Source organism: Pseudomonas sp. SB113, from assembly GCF_040754745.1.
GTDB classification, from domain to species: domain Bacteria; phylum Pseudomonadota; class Gammaproteobacteria; order Pseudomonadales; family Pseudomonadaceae; genus Aquipseudomonas; species Aquipseudomonas grimontii.
Genome location: NZ_JBFMHW010000026.1, coordinates 67459 through 83631, shown reverse-complemented (window position 1 = coordinate 83631; position 16173 = coordinate 67459). Strand labels below are relative to the sequence as shown.

Sequence of the window (16173 nt, the reverse complement as noted above, 5' to 3'; positions counted from 1 at the left end):
CCCCAAGCAGATCATTTGTGCTGCGATGCGCAAGCTGCTGCATTTTGTTTACGCCGTGCTCAAGTCGGGCCAGCCTTATGACCCGAATTTTGCTCTTGTCCGGTGAGGTTCAAGACGGTATCTACGCAATATCACATTCAGATGCCCCTCCCACAGGGGATCCTCACATGACATAGATTCAGGCCAACCCGGACTCCACCAGCAGCGCCTCGAGCCCCATCAAATCCGGCACCTTCGCCACCAGCTCGCCCACCTGCACCGCTGCCAGTTCCAATGGGCACAGCGGCACGTCCACATAGCTCAACTCGCTGTCGAGCTTGTACGACCGAGGAATCCCCTGGATCACCAACGCAATAAACTTCAACGTCGGCCGCCCGCCCAGCGCATTCAACACCACGATCCGTGAGCGTTCGCCGGTCACGCTGGCCTCGCCGCACACCGCTTCAAAGCTGATCAACGGTATTTGCCGATCCCGCCACGTCACTTGCCGCAAATACCACGGCGGTGCATCGCTGGCCGGTTCGCCGCGTTGGAAGTCGATCAACTCGGCGATGGCGACGTTGGGCAGTACCAGGTGGCGGTCGGCCAGGGGCAGGAGCAGGCCGGTGAGTTGGCTGGTGCGGTGGTCAAGCACGGGATTTGCTCCAGTAGGCGATGCTTTCGAGCAGCACCGATTCCTGGTACGGCTTGCCCAGATAGTCGTTGACGCCGATGGCCATGGCGCGGTCGCGGTGTTTCTGGCCGGTGCGGGAGGTGATCATGATGATCGGCAGGCGCATCAGCCGGGGGTCGTTGCGCACCTGGATGGCCACTTCGAAGCCGTCCATGCGCGGCATTTCGATGTCGAGCAGCATCAGGTCGGGCGTATGTTCCTCGAGCACGGCAAGGGCGTCGATGCCGTCTTTGGCGGTGAGTACGTTCATGCCGTTGCGCTCCAGCAGGCGGCTGGTGACTTTGCGCACGGTGACCGAGTCGTCCACCACCAGCACCAGCAGCGGGCGCTTTTTCAGCGGGTCGTTGAGGATCAACGGAGCATCCACCGGCTGCGCCGGCAAGGCCGGTTGCCGGGCGCGGATATGCGCGAGCAAGTCGATAATCAACACCACGCGCCCATCCCCCAGGATGGTCGCGCCGGATAACCCCTGCACCCCGGAAAACTGCGGGCCCAGGCCCTTGACCACAATCTCCCGGGTGCCGGCCATGGCGTCCACATGCACCGCTACGCGGCGCTCATTGCACTGCACCAACAGCACCGGCACGGGTTGATATTGGCCCAGTAATTTCGGGCGGCCGACGGTGTGCAGCAGGTCGCCCAGGTAGAACAGCTCGTAACGCTGGCCGGCATATTCGTAGCACGGCGGCTCCTGCTGATAATGCCCCGCCAACTCATGGGGCAGCACGCGCACCAGGCCTTCGACGGTGTTAAGCGGAATCGCGTATTGGTCGTCTGCGCATTGCACCATCAGTGCGCGGTTGACCGAGACGGTAAACGGCAGGCGAATACGAAAATGCACGCCCACCCCCGACGTCGACTCAATGAACATCGAGCCACCCAGCTGGCGCACTTCTTCATGCACCACGTCCATGCCCACGCCACGCCCGGAAATCTGGGTGATTTTTTCCGCCGTGGAAAATCCCGGCTGCAGGATGAACTGCAATACGTCGCGGTCGCTGATCTCCTGATCGGGGGCAAGCAGCCCGCGCTTGATCGCTTTGCGCCGCACCGCGTCAAGGGGCACGCCAGCGCCGTCATCACGAATGTCGAAAACGATATCGCCGCCTTCGTGGGTCAGGTCCAGGGTGATGCGGCCCTTCTCCGGCTTGCCGGCCAGCAGCCGTGCATCGCGGGACTCCAGGCCATGGTCGACGGCGTTGCGCAGCATGTGTTCCAGCGGCGCCGCCATGCGCTCCAGCACATTGCGGTCCATCTCACCCTCGGCATTGCCGACGATGAATTCCACGTCCTTGCCCAACTCGCCCGCCACTTGGCGCACGATGCGTTTGAGGCGCGGCAGCATGCGCTCAAAAGGCACCATGCGCGTGCGCATCAGGCCTTCCTGCAACTCGGTGTTGATGCGCGCCTGTTGCTGCAACAGGTCATGGGCATCCTCGTTGCGGCGGTCGAGGGTGTCCTTGAGGTCAAGCAGGTCGGAGGCCGACTCCGACAGCGCCCGCGACAGTTGCTGCAACTGCGAATGACGGTCCATTTCCAGCGGGTCGAACTCTTCATAGCCCAAGCGTTCGGCCTCGGCCTGTTGACGACTGAGAATGCGCCCCTGGGTTTCGCTGTCGAGGCGCCGCAGTTGGTCGCGCATGCGCTCGATAGTGGTTTCCACCTCATGCAGGGCAATGCGCGCGTCGTTGACTTGCTGCTCGATACGGCCACGGAAGATCGAGGTCTCGCCGGCCAGGTTGACCAGGTCGTCCAGCAGGTCGGCGGAAATTTTCACCATGTCGGCGGCGGGGTCAACCACCGCTTCGGCCTTGCCTGCGGGCAACGCCACGGGCAGCACGGGTTCATCGCTGGGGTGTACCAGGCTTTTGATACGCTCGATAAGTTTGTCCACCGAGCCCACCGGCAACCCATCCGCCACGGCGTCGATCATCTGCGCCAGGCGGTCGTGGCAGCCTTGCAGCAACGCGAACAGTTCGGCGGACGGCGCGAGCAAGCCGGCGGACAGCCCTTCGTAGAGAAATTCCAGTTCATGGGCCAGGTCACCAATCGGCCCGATCTCGACCATGCGTGCGCCGCCCTTGAGGGTGTGCAGGTCGCGCAGCAGGGTTTCCACTTCCTGGCGATTGTTCGGCTCGGCCTGCCAGCGCAGCAAGGCGCTGCCGGAGCTGTCGAGAATGTCGGCGGCTTCTTCGAGGAAGATGTCCAGCAACTCCGGGTCGGTGCCCGGCGTCTCCGAAGGTGGGGCGGCCTGCGCAGCCGGCATGCCGCTCTGGCGTAGCGCGCGCAACCTGGCGACCAGCTCGGCGCTGTCGCTCAAGGGTTGATGGTGCTGCAGCTCCTCCAGTTGCAAGGCCAACCGCTCATGGCTGGCCATCAGCACTTGAGACAGCTCGCTGGAGTAGCTGTAGCGGCGATCCACCAGGCCTTCGTACAAACACTCCAACTCATGCGCCAGGTCGCCCACCGGCCCGATGTCGGCCATGCGCGCGCCGCCCTTGAGGGTGTGCAGGTCGCGCTGCAGTGACGACAACGGCGCAGCACTCTCCGGATCCAGCAGCCAGCGCTTCAGGGATTGCCCCGCACTGTCGAGAATATCCACGGCTTCTTCGAGGAAGATCTCCACGAGCTCATCGTCGATCGCCGTTTCATGCTGCAGTTGCGCCGTGGCGGCGCCCAGTTCAGAGATGCTCAGGGCGCGGCTGCCGTCGCTTTTGATCAGGCCGGTGGCAGAAGGGTCCAGCGCATCGTCCAACAGTTCGCGCAGGGCATGTACGCGTGCCGGTGCCGGGATGATTTCCTGGCCGGCGGCCAATTGATCGAGCATGCTGATCAGCGCTTCATGGGCCTGTTCGGCCTCATGGAAAAACCGCTCGCTGACCGCCAGGCTGCTTTCTTCCACGGCGCCGTAGAGGTCGAGCAAGGCTTCGCAGAGTTCATCGATGGCGTGCAGGTCGGCGACGTGCGCGCCCTCCCCCAGCGTGGTCAATTCATCCAGCAGCGCGGTGAGTTCCTGGCGTTCGCCGGGGTGTTGTTGCCAGCGGCGCAGCAGGCTTTCGGCGTCGAGCAGAATGTCCATGCCCTGGGCCAGGAAGTTGGCGATCAGTTGCGGGTCGCGCTTGATACGCAGGCCCGTGTTGGGTGCGTCCAGCAGCGCGGCCAGTTGATGGTCAAGCAGCGCTTGGGTACGGCGGATCAAGTCATCCGCACCCTTGATCGGCACCAGGGGATCGCGGTCCAGTTGGCGCAACCCACGCTGGAACAGGCTTTCGGCTTCCAGCAGCAACTCGACTTCATCCAGGTCCAGCGGCAGGCGATGGGCCTTGTATTCGCGGGTCAGGTGATCCAGCGGGCGCACCAGCTCGGCGACGGGCAACACCCCAGCCATGTAGGCGCTGCCCTTGAGGGTGTGCAGGGCGCGTTGCAGTTCATCGCTGACTTGCAGCGGCACATGCTCGGCGGCCTGTTGCAGGAAGTGGTTGAGGCTGTCCAGATGGCTCTGGGCTTCGTTGCGGAAGATCTCCAGCAACATCGGATCGTAGGGTTCGGCGGCCGATACTGCGGCGCCGTTGGCCCAGGCGTGGGCACGGGCGGCCAGCGCGTCGACCTCATCGCGCTGGTGCTGGTCGCCCGTCGCGAAGTCGGCGATCAATTCCGGCAGCAGGGCCACGGCGTCATCCAGCACCTGTTGAATCTCGGGGCCGAGGGCCACGCTGCGCTCGAGTACACGGTTCAGCAGGTTTTCCACCGCCCAGGCCAGCTCCGCCAGCACCAGGGCGCGCACCATGCGGCCGCTGCCTTTCAAGGTGTGGAATGCGCGGCGCATTTCACCCTGGGCAATTTTGTCCGCGCTGTTGGGCAGGTGGCGGTGCAGTACCTCAAGGACTTCGTCGGTTTCTTCGAGGAAGACGTCGCGCAGTTCATCGTCGATGGGCGCTTCATCGGCCGGCGGCGGCAGCAGGCTACCCGGGCGCTGCAAGGCTGGTGGATTGAGGCGCGAAGTGGGGTTGGCCAGTGCGTCGAACTGCGACTGGCTGGGCGCAACCTCGCTCGACAGCGCGCCATCGGGGGCTGCCAGCGCCTGGCGCCAGGGTTTTTCGGCGGGCAGGTAGCCCAGCGCAGCCAGGCTTTGGGTGGCCAGTTCCAACACCCGTTCACCGGCTGCATCAGGGTCTTGGAGCATGCGTTCGAGGTAGTACTCCAGGCTGCTGATCACGTCAGCGAAATGCTCCAGTTGCACCGCCGACGGCGGGCTGTCGCTGGTCATCAACTGTTCGTCGACGTAATCGGTGCAACCACGCATCAGGCTTGCAGCGCGGGGCAAGGGGATCATCGCCAGCGCGCCGCGCACCTGGCTCAGCAGTTCGGGCAGGGATTCCAGGCGCTGACGGTCCCAATCGGCTTCGATACAGTCGATCACCAGCTCCTTGGCTTGCCGCAGGCACTGGCAGGATTCGCGGATGACCAACTGGTGAATCTGGGTCAGGTCGGTGGTGGGCAGGCGGCTTTCTTCACGGCCTTCCGGTTCGACGGTGCCGACCATTCCCGCCAGCGTGGCTTCCACATAGAGCAACGCCCCGGCAACGTCCATCAGCACCGCATCGTTGGGCTCGCGATGCCCCTGGGCCAGGCTCAATACCACGGCCAACTGGTCGATGATGACTTTGCGCGGCTGGCCAAACCCCAGCACCGCAAGGGTATCGGCAATCTGTCGCAGGGGCGCCAGCAGCGCGTCGAGGTCGCTCGTGTGTTGGCGGTCGCTGCGCACGAACAGGTCGAGGCGCTCTTTGACCCGTACCAACTCTTCACACAACGCTCCGAGCACTGAGCCCATGGCGTTACGATCCGGCCCGGCGAGGCGCGCACGTTCGGCATCCACCACCGCGCTGTCGGGCAAGGCCTCATCCAGGCTGTAGCGTTCTTTCAAACTCTGCATGCGCGGAGTCGGTCGAGTGACTTTGGCGACGTAAAACAACAGGCTCTTGAGCAATTCATCCGGTGCGGGCTGATTGATCCCACCGATGCCCTGTGCCAGCAGGCGCTTGAGCTGCTTGTCGCTGGCCTTGAGCAGGCTGCGCAGTGCCGGGCTGTTGGCGACCACGCCGGTGAGCATGCCCTCGACCAGCGCCGACGCCACTTGCCACAGCGGCAACAGCGGCGCGCCCTGGCACAGTGCTTCAAGGCGCGCGAACACCCGCGCCATGTCTTCCAGGTTGCTCGGGCCATGGTCTTCACGCAGCAGCCCGGCGAGGGCTTGTTGCAGCAGTTGGTGCCACTGGCGCAGTTGCTCCTGAACGTCGGCCGGCGCGCGTTGGGCCAGGGCGTCCTCGGGAAGCGGCGCAATCGACAGCAGTTGCGGACTGAACAAGCTGGTTTCCGACAGCAGGCTTTCACCGCGGGCACTGCGCAGGTCGTTGAGCAGCGGCAGCACCACCAGCGGTAAATCACGGCGGGCGCTGTGCACGCGGTCGAGATACAGAGGCAGTTGCCCCAGGGCCTGTTGCAGCAGGCGGATGCTTTCCTCGCGCTGGCTGACCTGCCCGGCCTGGAGCGCCAGGGCCAGTTCTTCGATCTCTTCGGCCAGCAGCGCCGCGCCGTAGAACTCGACCATTTGCAGCGCGCCATGCACCTGATGGATACCGGCCAGGCATTGGCTGATCACGCCATCGTCGTGGGTCTCGACAAACGCATCCAGCGCCGAACGGGCCTGTTTCAGGGTTTCGGCAATGTCGCCCTTGACCCACTCGAGGGCCACGTAGTCGTGCCGATCAACCATAACTGCTCCGCTTAGAATTCGTGGGTTGCTGGTGTTCTTGAAACAAATGGAGATCAAATGTGGGAGGGGCTTGCCCTCCCACATTTTGACTGCATTTCAATCCTCAACCTGTTTGGCCGCAGGCAAGGTGAACCCCGACACCGACCTGCGCAACTGGCTCGCCATCTTCGCCAAATTGCCGATGCTTTCAGCGGTGGCGGTGGAACCCGATGATGTCTGCGTGGTGATCTGCTGGATCACGTTCATGGTCAGGGAGATCTGCCCCGCCGATGAGGTCTGTTGCTGCGCCGCGTTGGAGATGCTCTGGATCAGCGCGGCCAGGGTTTTCGACACGCCTTCGATCTCTTCCAGTGCCACCCCGGCGTCCTGGGCCAGGCGTGCACCGCGCACCACTTCGGTGGTGGTCTGCTCCATGGAGATGACGGCTTCGTTGGTGTCGGCCTGGATCGCGCGCACCAGGGTTTCAATCTGCCGCGTGGCCGCCGATGAACGCTCGGCCAGCCGCTGCACTTCGTCGGCCACCACTGCAAAGCCGCGCCCGGCATCCCCGGCCATGCTCGCCTGGATCGCGGCGTTGAGGGCGAGGATGTTGGTCTGGTCGGCAATGTCGTCGATCAGGCTGACGATGTCGCCAATCTCCTGGGACGACTCGCCCAGGCGCTTGATGCGCTTGGCGGTGTCCTGGATCTGTTCGCGGATGTTGTCCATGCCGTGGATGGTGTTGTGCACCACCTCGTTGCCTTTGTTGGCGATTTCTACCGAACGTTCCGCCACCGCCGAGGATTCGGCCGCGTTGGCCGATACCTGGTCGATGGATTGGGCCATCTGGTTGATCGCGGTGGAGGCTTCGGCGATCTGCTGGGCCTGATGCTCGGAGGCCTGGGCCAGGTGCATGGCGGTGGCCTGGGTCTCTTGCACGGCACCCGCCACTTGCCCGGCGGTGAGGTTGATAGTGGCCACCAGATCGCGCAGTTGGTCCACGGAATAGTTGATGGAGTCGGCGATGGTGCCGGTGAAGTCTTCAGTCACCGAGGCGGTCACGGTGAGGTCGCCGTCGGCCAGGTCTTCGATTTCATCGAGCAGGCGCATGATCGCGTTCTGGTTGCGCTCGTTCTTCTCGGCGGTCTCGTGCAGTTGGCGGTTGGTTTCACGCACCATCACCAGGCCGATCAGGATGATCGAGGCCAGCGCCAGCAGGCCCAGCACATACCCGCCGATGGTGTCGAAGCTGCGTCCGCTGGCCAGGTTTTCAAACCCGCTGGCCAGGTGCGAGGCTTCATCGAGCAGGGTTTGCGACAGGTTGAAAATATTGCTCGCCGAGGCGCGGACCTGGAACAGCTGCGGCGAGGTTTCGAGGATTTCATCCACGGAGCCGGAGACAAACTCGAACAGTTCGGCGATTTCCGCCAGCCGCGCACGGGCATCGTGGTCCTCGACCTGGGTGATGCGCAGCCCAGGGTTGCCGTTGAGCATGCCATTGAGCACCTGCCCGAAGCGATTGGCGTCGCGGCCAAAGGTGTCGGCGGCCTGTACGGCGGTTTCATCGCCGGCCAGCACGGTGTTGACCGCACCCAGGATACGCTCGGCCAGCAGCGACTGACGCTGGGCCAAGGCCACTTGGCTGGCTGGCGCGCCGCGTTGCAGCAGGATGTCGACGACCTTCTCCGATTCCATCTGCAATTGCGGGACGGTTTCGGCGAGAGTCGCGGCCACTTGGTGCAGGGACAGCACGGTCTGTTCGCTGGCGAGGATCGCGTCGGTGTTTTTCAGCAGCGCTTCCCAGTCCGTCTGCACCGCGCGCATTTCGGCGCGGACCGCACTGGGCGCAGCGGGCAGGCCGGTTTCCGGGTCGCCTTTTTTCAGGTAACCCCAGCGCTGGGCAAAATCGTTGCGCGCTTCGCCCAACAGCTTGAATGCGGCGGCCTTGCCGGCGGCGGCCTCGGTAGCGTTCTTGGCGATACGCTGGGACAGCACGCGCAGTTCACCGGCGTGGCCGATGTACTGTTTGTCGTAGGTGGACTGGGTGTTGAGGTAAGCGAAGTTGGCGAACAGCAGCATGATGAACACGATCAGCGCGATAAACAGCACGATGATCTGTGAGCGGCTGCGTGAGCCGGCCTGGGGTTTGGGCGTGGTAACGGTGGTCATGCGGCGACATCCATGAAGCCAGGGGCCTGGGCCAGGGCGAAGGGGCTGAAGACCTGCCACAGCGGCTCGCCGTCGAATTGGCCCTGGATGAACGGCGCGCTGGGGCTGGCGTTCGCCAACAAGGCGTCTTGAGCAAAATGCTGCATCCCCACCACCTCATCTACCAGCAGCCCGACAAACAGATCGTTGTATTCCACCACCAGCACCCGCCGTTGCTTGCGCGCCTTGGACAGTTCAAGGCCAAGGAAGCCACCCAGGTCCATCACCGGCAGCAAACGCCCGCGCAGGTTAGCAACACCCTTGACCCAGGCCTTGACCCCGGGCATTAAAGTGCAGCGCGGCTCATGCAGGACTTCGGCGACTTCGCCCATGGGCGCGACATACCAATGCTGCCCCAGGCGAAAGCCAATCCCGCTCCAGCGTTGCAGGCGGGTTTCCTGGGACGGCAGGTCAGCGGCCAGCAGGCGGCAGCGACGGTCGATGTCCAGCAGCAACTCGAAGGCGGTTTGCGACTCGGTCATGATGGCGTGCCGTCAGCCGGCCAGCACCTTGTTCAGGGTGGCAATCAGGGTTTCCTCGTCCACAGGCTTGGTCAGGTAGTCCTTGGCACCCTGGCGCGCGCCCCAGATCTTGTCGGTTTCCTGATCCTTGGTGGTGATGATGATGATCGGGATGCCGTTGGTTTCCGGCTCCTTGGACAGCTGGCGAGTGGCCTGGAAGCCATTGAGGCCCGGCATCACGATGTCCATCAGCACTGCGTCAGGCTTTTCCTGGCGGGCCAGGGCCACGCCGTCCGCGCCGTTTTCAGCCTTGAGGACCTGGTGGCCGTGCTTTTCCAGCATGCCGGTCAGTTTGTACATTTCGGTCGGCGAATCGTCGACGATCAGAACACGTGCCATGGTTTTCCCCACTACATTGGTCGGCGCCGGCCCTTGTGAGGCGGCGTCAGTGTGCTTGTTCCACTGCGGCAAACCCAGGCACATAGGCCTTGATCGCACTCAGCAGTTCTTCCTTGCTGAAAGGCTTGGTCAAAAACTGATCGACACCCACGATGCGCCCCTTGGCCTTGTCGAACAGGCCGTCCTTGGAGGACAGCATGATCACCGGGATCGACTTGAACACCGGGTTGTTCTTCACCAGGGCGCAGGTCTGATAGCCATCCAGGCGCGGCATCATGATGTCGACAAAGATAATGTGCGGGTGATGATCCACAATCCGGGCCAGGGCATCGAAACCGTCGATGGCCGTGATGACATCGCAGCCCACGTTCTTCAACAGCGTCTCGGCGGTGCGGCGGATCGTTTTCGAATCGTCGATCACCATCACTCTCAAGGCGTTGGAATGCTGTTCCATATCTGCTCTACCATCGCCACAGCGAATCGGTTTTCGGTGTGTACTGCCTGATGTTGCACAGGATGAGCGCCGCAGGCCTTGGAACTCAAGGGCTGCTGCGTCGTGGCAGTCTTTTTAGCACAGTCTCGGGGTGCAATCTATCGAGGCACCCGCCCGGTGGTTTTTCCTTGACCCACAACAGCCGCAGCGCCACTCTGACGCCACTTTTATGCGCCCTAATTTGCTAGAGGAAATCCCCCCATGAGCGTTCGCGTCGGCATTGTCATGGACCCTATCGCCAGCATTTCCTATAAAAAGGACAGCTCGCTGGCCATGCTCCTGGCCGCCCAGGCCCGCGGCTGGACCCTGTTCTATATGGAGCAGCGCGACCTTTACCAGGGCGACGGCGAGGCCCGTGCACGCATGCGCCCGCTGCAGGTGTTTGCCAACCCCGAGAAGTGGTTCGAACTGCAAGACGAAATCGACAGCCCCCTGAGCGACCTCGACGTGATCCTGATGCGCAAGGACCCGCCGTTCGACATGGAGTTCGTCTATTCCACCTACCTGCTGGAGCAGGCCGAGCGTGCTGGCGTGCTGATCGTCAACAAGCCGCAAAGCCTGCGCGACTGCAATGAAAAGCTGTTCGCGACGCTGTTCCCGCAATGCACGCCGCCCACCGTGGTCAGCCGTCGTGCCGATGTGCTGCGTGAGTTTGCCGCCAAGCACGGCGATGTGATCCTCAAGCCGCTGGACGGCATGGGCGGCACCTCGATCTTCCGTCACCGCGCCGGTGACCCGAACCTGTCGGTGATCCTCGAAACCCTGACCGCCCTGGGCACCCAGCAGATCATGGGCCAGGCCTACCTGCCGGCGATCAAGGACGGCGACAAGCGCATCCTGATGATCGACGGCGAACCGGTGGATTACTGCCTGGCGCGTATCCCGGCAGCGGGCGAGACCCGTGGCAACCTGGCAGCCGGCGGTCGTGGCGAAGCGCGGCCGTTATCGGACAAGGACCGCTGGATCGCCAGCCAAGTTGGCCCGACCTTGCGGGAAAAGGGCCTGCTGTTTGTAGGCCTTGACGTAATCGGTGAAAACCTAACCGAAATCAATGTCACCAGCCCGACCTGTATTCGCGAGATCGACAACGCATTTGGCACGAACATCGGCGAAATGTTGATGGCGGCCATCGAGCGCAAGCTGCAAGCCAAGTGACATAGAACAGCCGGACACACACCAACATTGCGTTATCATGCGCGACCTGTGAAACACGCGATGTTGGTTTTCTTGTCATGACACTCCCGTCCGATCTGCCCCCCGAATTCTCCCACAGCGGCGTGCGCCCGGCTGATCGGCTCGGATTTACCCTGTTCCTGGCCGCGTTGATTCACCTGGCATTGATCCTCGGCGTGGGTTTCACCATGGTCGAGCCCAGGCAGATCACCAAGACCCTGGAAATCACCCTCGCCACGTTCAAGAGTGAAAAGAAGCCCGAGAAGGCCGATTTTCTTGCCCAGGACAACCAGCAGGGCAGCGGCACCCTGGACAAGAAGGCGATCCCCAAGACGACTGAAGTGGCGCCCTTCCAGGACAACAAGGTCAATAAGGTCACACCGCCGCCGGCGCCCAAGCCTGAAGTCAAACAGGCCACGCCCAAGCCGACGGTGACGACCGTCGCACCCAAACCGCAAAAAGCCCCGGTCCAGCGCGAGAAAACCAAGACCGAGCCGCAACCCGAGCCGGTGAAGCCGGCGCCAACGTTCGATAGCTCGACGCTGTCCGACGAAATTTCCAGCCTGGAAGCCGAACTGGCCCATGAACAACAGCTTTACGCCAAGCGCCCACGCATTTATCGCTTGAACGCGGCCTCGACCATGCGTGACAAGGGCGCCTGGTATAAGGACGAGTGGCGTAAGAAAGTCGAACGCATCGGTAACCTCAACTACCCGGAAGAGGCACGGCGCCAGCAGATTTACGGCAACTTGCGCCTATTGGTGTCGATCAACCGCGACGGTACGTTGTATGAAGTGCAGGTGCTGGAGTCCTCCGGCCAGCCGCTGCTGGACCAGGCCGCCCAACGCATCGTGCGCCTGGCCGCGCCCTTTGCCCCGTTTACCGGGGACTTGAACGATGTGGACCGCCTGGAAATCATCCGTACCTGGAAGTTTGCCAAGGGCGATCACCTCTCCAGCAACTGATCACACATGTCCTGCCCCAGGTAACTCCAGCTTGTCAGTTCGCCCCTCCAACGCCACACTAGCGGACATGAAAAATGTCAGCCCGACCTACCTCAAGCACCAATTCCTGATCGCCATGCCCCATATGGCCGACCCGAACTTTGCGCAGACCTTGACCTACATCGTCGAGCACACGGCCAATGGTGCCATGGGGTTGGTGGTGAACCGCCCGCAAGCGCTGAACCTGGCCGACATCCTTGAACAACTGCGCCCGGAGGTCGACCCACCGGCCCGCTGCCAGGGCGTACAGATCTACATCGGCGGGCCGGTGCAGACCGATCGCGGCTTTGTACTGCACCCGACCGGGCCGAAGTTCCAGGCCACGGTGGACCTGGACGGGGTCTCACTGTCCACCTCCCAGGACGTGTTGTTCGCCATCGCCGACGGCGTGGGCCCTGAGCAAAGCGTGATCACCCTGGGTTACGCCGGCTGGGAAGCCGGGCAGCTGGAAGCCGAATTGGCCAGCAATGCCTGGCTGACCTGCCCGTTCGATGCCGACATCCTGTTCAACACCGCCAGTGAACTGCGCCTGGAAGCCGCCGCGGCCAAGCTGCGGGTCAACCTCAGCCTGCTGACCAGCCAGGCGGGGCACGCCTGATGGCCTTGCGTCTGATCCTCGGCTTTGACTACGGCACCAAGCAGATCGGCGTAGCGGTCGGCCAGGTGATCACCGGCCAGGCCCGCGAGCTGTGCACCCTCAAGGCCCAGAACGGCATACCGGACTGGAACCAGGTCGAAGCCCTCATTAAAGAATGGAAGCCTGACGCCGTGGTGGTTGGCCTGCCCCTGAACATGGACGGCACCCCCAGCGACATGTGTCTGCGCGCCGAAAAGTTCGCCCGCCGTCTCAATGGCCGCTACAACCTGCCCTTCTATACCCATGATGAACGCCTGACCACCTTTGAAGCCAAGGGCGAGCGCCGCGACCGTGGCGGACAGAAAGGCAGCTACCGCGACAACCCGGTGGACGCCATTGCCGCCGCCTTGCTGTTGCAAGGCTGGCTGGACGAAAACACCGCTTTATTTGAATCCTGACTGACGCGGCTTGCCGCGTCTTCTTACGTTTGAGCCCGGACCTTGTCGTCGCCCCTGCCGCGCAAGGCCTTGAAGGAGTCACCATGAGCCTGCCGAACCCCGCCGAACTGATCCGCCAGATGGCGGTTAGCCTCAAGACGCACCTGGAACACCGTGGCATCAGCGAACCGCGCTTTATCGGTATTCGCACCGGCGGTGTGTGGGTCGCCCAGGCGTTGCTGGACGAACTGGGCAGCGACTCACCCTTGGGTACCCTGGACGTGTCCTTCTACCGCGACGACTTCAGCCAGAACGGCCTGCACCCACAAGTGCGCCCGTCCGCCCTGCCGTTCGAGATTGAGGGCCAGCACCTGGTGCTGATTGACGACGTGCTGATGAGCGGCCGTACCATCCGCGCCGCCATGAATGAATTGTTCGATTACGGACGCCCGGCCAGCATCACCCTGGTCTGCCTGCTGGACCTGGATGCTGGCGAACTGCCCATCAGCCCGGACGTGGTTGGCGCCACGCTGTCCCTTGAGGCCAGCCAGCGAGTAAAATTGTCCGGTCCCACGCCGCTCGAACTCGAACTGCAAGACCTTGCCCTTTAAACCGCCTTGTAAAGAGTCCCCGCGATGACGCCTCTAGATGCCAAGCGCCCGCTGCAGCTCAATGCTCAGGGCCAGCTGCAACACTTCTTGTCCCTCGACGGTTTGCCCCGCGAACTGCTCACCGAAATCCTCGACACCGCCGACTCGTTCCTCGAAGTTGGCGGCCGGGCGGTGAAGAAAGTCCCGCTGCTGCGCGGCAAGACCATTTGCAACGTGTTCTTCGAGAACTCCACCCGTACACGGACCACCTTCGAACTGGCGGCGCAACGGCTGTCGGCCGACGTGATCACGTTGAACGTGTCCACCTCGTCGGCCAGCAAGGGCGAGACCCTGCTCGACACCCTGCGCAACCTGGAAGCCATGGCCGCCGACATGTTCGTGGTGCGCCACGGTGACTCCGGTGCCGCGCACTTCATTGCCGAGCACGTGTGCCCGCAGGTGGCGATCATCAACGGCGGCGACGGCCGTCACGCCCACCCGACCCAGGGCATGCTCGACATGCTCACCATTCGTCGGCACAAGGGCAGCTTTGAAAACCTCTCGGTGGCCATCGTCGGCGACATCCTGCATTCGCGGGTGGCACGCTCGAACATGCTGGCCCTGAAAACCCTGGGCTGCCCGGACATCCGCGTGATAGCGCCGAAAACCCTGCTGCCCATCGGCGTCGAACAATACGGCGTGAAGGTCTACACCGACATGACCGAAGGCCTCAAGGGTGTAGACGTAGTGATCATGCTGCGCCTGCAGCGCGAACGCATGTCGGGTGGCCTGCTGCCGAGCGAAGGCGAGTTCTACCGCCTGTTCGGCCTGACCACCGCCCGCCTGGCCGGCGCCAAACCGGATGCCATCGTGATGCACCCGGGGCCGATCAACCGAGGCGTGGAGATTGAGTCGGCGGTGGCCGACGGCAACCAGTCGGTGATTCTCAACCAGGTCACGTATGGCATCGCCGTGCGCATGGCGGTGTTGTCCATGGCCATGAGCGGGCAAACCGCGCAACGTCAATTCGAGCAGGAGAAGGCCCAGTGAAGCTCAGCATTCTCGGCGCCCGAGTCATCGATCCGGCCAGTGGCCTGGATCACGTCACCGATCTTCATCTGGAAGCCGGCAAGATCATCGCCATCGGCGCCGCGCCCCGTGATTTCAGCCCCAGCGAGACCATCGATGCCAACGGCCTGGTGGCTGCCCCGGGCCTGGTGGATCTGAACGTCGCCCTGCGCGAGCCGGGCTACAGCCGCAAAGGCAATATCAACAGCGAGACCCGCGCGGCCGCAGCCGGTGGCGTCACCAGCCTGTGCTGCCCGCCGCACACCAAACCGGTGCTCGACACCTCGGCGGTGACTGAGCTGATCCTCGACCGCGCCCGTGAAGCCGGCAATTGCAAAGTGTTTCCCATCGGTGCCCTGAGCAAAGGCCTCGAAGGCGAACAACTCGCCGAACTGATTGCCCTGCGCGACGCCGGTTGCGTAGCGTTCGGCAACGGCCTGGAGAGTTTTCGCAGCACCCGTACCCTGTGCCGCGCCCTGGAATATGCGGCCACCTTCGATTTGACGGTGATCTTCCACTCCCAGGACCGCGACCTGGCCGAAGGCGGCCTGGCCCATGAAGGCGCCGTCGCCAGCTTCCTCGGCTTGCCAGGCATTCCAGAAACCGCTGAAACCGTAGCCCTGGCCCGTGACCTGTTGCTGGTTGAGCAAAGCGGCGTGCGCGCGCACTTCAGCCAGCTGACCAGCGCCCGGGGCGTGGCCCTGATCGCCCAGGCCCAGGCCCGTGGCCTGCCGGTGACGGCGGACGTGGCGCTGTATCAGTTGCTGTTGACGGATGAGGCGCTGATCGACTTCTCCAGCCTTTACCACGTGCAACCGCCGCTGCGCACACTGGCTGATCGTGACGGTTTGCGTGCGGCAGTGAAGTCGGGCGTGGTCTCGGCGATTTCCAGCCACCACCAGCCCCATGAGCGCGATGCCAAGCTGGCACCGTTCGGCGCCACAGAGCCAGGTATCAGCAGCGTTGAGCTGTTACTGCCACTGGCGATGACGTTGGTGGAAGACGGTTTGCTGGACCTGCCGACACTGCTGGCACGCCTGAGTGCAGGCCCGGCCGAGGCCTTGCGCCTGCCGGCTGGGAAACTGGCGGTAGGCGCGGCGGCAGACCTGGTGCTGTTTGACCCGGCCGGTTCCACAATTGCCGGGGAACACTGGCTGTCCAAGGGTGAAAACTGCCCGTTCATCGGCCATAGCCTGCCGGCGAGCGTGCGCTACACCTTGGTGGATGGGCGCATCAGCTACCAGGCTTGAAGGGCTCTAAAGCGGACACGGTCAATGTGGGAGGGGGCTTGCCCCCGATTGCAGTGGATCAGCTACAAATAAGCTGGCTGATCCA

General features: G+C 63.2%; 13 protein-coding genes. 7 read left to right on the top strand and 6 right to left on the bottom strand.

Translation table 11 applies throughout. The features are described from left to right. Positions 1 to 178 precede the first annotated feature (178 nt). The 6 genes from AB1462_RS26370 to pilG all read right to left on the bottom strand — a co-directional run bounded on the left by AB1462_RS26370 (position 179) and on the right by pilG (position 9950). Positions 179 to 634, bottom strand: coding sequence for a chemotaxis protein CheW (locus tag AB1462_RS26370; RefSeq protein ID WP_090401666.1), 456 nt, complete (start codon positions 632 to 634; stop codon positions 179 to 181). Then, the gene (locus AB1462_RS26365) at positions 627 to 6449 is read right to left on the bottom strand and encodes an Hpt domain-containing protein (RefSeq protein ID WP_367248336.1); all 5823 of its coding nucleotides are present in this window, start codon (positions 6447 to 6449) and stop codon (positions 627 to 629) included. Before AB1462_RS26365 ends, AB1462_RS26370 begins: the two co-directional genes overlap by 8 nt. Positions 6450 to 6545: 96 nt before the next feature. After that, entirely contained in the window at positions 6546 to 8597 is a 2052-nt protein-coding gene (locus tag AB1462_RS26360) for a methyl-accepting chemotaxis protein (protein WP_259191794.1), read from the bottom strand. Beyond that, positions 8594 to 9118 carry a chemotaxis protein CheW gene (locus AB1462_RS26355; protein WP_090401663.1) on the bottom strand — a complete coding sequence of 175 codons (525 nt, stop codon included), beginning with the start codon at positions 9116 to 9118 and terminating at the stop codon, positions 8594 to 8596. The genes AB1462_RS26360 and AB1462_RS26355 overlap by 4 nt, the downstream gene beginning before the upstream one ends. A 12-nt stretch (positions 9119 to 9130) precedes the next feature. Further along, positions 9131 to 9496 (bottom strand): twitching motility response regulator PilH, encoded by a 366-nt coding sequence (gene pilH, locus AB1462_RS26350; RefSeq protein WP_014720320.1) that lies wholly within the window; start codon positions 9494 to 9496, stop codon positions 9131 to 9133. Between the two features lie 46 nt (positions 9497 to 9542). Beyond that, positions 9543 to 9950 carry a twitching motility response regulator PilG gene (pilG, locus tag AB1462_RS26345; RefSeq protein WP_027606081.1) on the bottom strand — a complete coding sequence of 136 codons (408 nt, stop codon included), beginning with the start codon at positions 9948 to 9950 and terminating at the stop codon, positions 9543 to 9545. Between the two features lie 240 nt (positions 9951 to 10190). On the opposite strand from pilG, the gene gshB reads away from it, so the two are divergent. From gshB to AB1462_RS26310, 7 genes are all read left to right on the top strand, one after another. After that, on the top strand, positions 10191 to 11144 hold the full coding sequence (gene gshB, locus AB1462_RS26340; protein WP_053128013.1) for a glutathione synthase: 954 nt from the start codon (positions 10191 to 10193) through the stop codon (positions 11142 to 11144). Positions 11145 to 11221: 77 nt separating this feature from the next. Next, the gene (locus AB1462_RS26335; protein ID WP_259191792.1) at positions 11222 to 12127 is read left to right on the top strand and encodes an energy transducer TonB; all 906 of its coding nucleotides are present in this window, start codon (positions 11222 to 11224) and stop codon (positions 12125 to 12127) included. Between the two features lie 67 nt (positions 12128 to 12194). Beyond that, positions 12195 to 12764, top strand: a complete 570-nt coding sequence (locus AB1462_RS26330) for a YqgE/AlgH family protein (RefSeq protein WP_090401661.1) — start codon at positions 12195 to 12197, stop codon at positions 12762 to 12764. After that, positions 12764 to 13201, top strand: coding sequence for a Holliday junction resolvase RuvX (ruvX, locus tag AB1462_RS26325; protein WP_005792259.1), 438 nt, complete (start codon positions 12764 to 12766; stop codon positions 13199 to 13201). Before AB1462_RS26330 ends, ruvX begins: the two co-directional genes overlap by 1 nt. A gap of 83 nt (positions 13202 to 13284) precedes the next feature. Next, the gene (gene pyrR, locus AB1462_RS26320) at positions 13285 to 13791 is read left to right on the top strand and encodes a bifunctional pyr operon transcriptional regulator/uracil phosphoribosyltransferase PyrR (RefSeq protein WP_065923847.1); all 507 of its coding nucleotides are present in this window, start codon (positions 13285 to 13287) and stop codon (positions 13789 to 13791) included. A 24-nt stretch (positions 13792 to 13815) separates the two neighbouring features. Next, positions 13816 to 14820, top strand: a complete 1005-nt coding sequence (locus tag AB1462_RS26315) for an aspartate carbamoyltransferase catalytic subunit (protein ID WP_090401658.1) — start codon at positions 13816 to 13818, stop codon at positions 14818 to 14820. Next, positions 14817 to 16088: a dihydroorotase gene (locus tag AB1462_RS26310; RefSeq protein WP_090401657.1), complete on the top strand. Its 1272-nt coding sequence runs from the start codon at positions 14817 to 14819 to the stop codon at positions 16086 to 16088. The genes AB1462_RS26315 and AB1462_RS26310 overlap by 4 nt, the downstream gene beginning before the upstream one ends. Positions 16089 to 16173: the final 85 nt, after the last annotated feature.